Genomic DNA, 389 nt, shown 5'->3' on the forward strand with positions numbered 1-389 from the left:
TTGGGTTCAACGTTATGCTCCTGAAATAGAAAAACGTTTACGCTGGTATTGGCGTAATCCTACAGATCTGAGCTCGTGGCATATTGATGAAACCTATGTAAAAGTGAATGGACGATGGTCTTATCTGTATCGTGCAGTCGATCAACGTGGCGATACCATTGATTTTTATCTTTCTTCTAGACGTAATACCAAATCAGCATATTGTTTTCTTGGAAAAATTTTAAATAATGTGAAGAAGTGGCAAATTCCACAAGTGATCAACACGGATAAAGCACCCACATATGGACGTGCTTTATCACGGTTAAAACGGGAAGGTAAATGTCCACCAGACCTTGAGCACAGGCAGATTAAGTATAAAAATAACGTGATTGAATGTGATCATGGCAAGC

Annotated in this window: 1 pseudogene; it reads left to right on the top strand. The window is 39.1% G+C overall.

Going from position 1 to position 389, the window contains the following annotated elements:
- Positions 1–389, top strand: a pseudogene (locus ACWQ4X_RS19850) (IS6-like element IS1006 family transposase); the annotation flags it as partial.

The organism is Acinetobacter sp. NigerLNRRAM0016, from assembly GCF_054112845.1.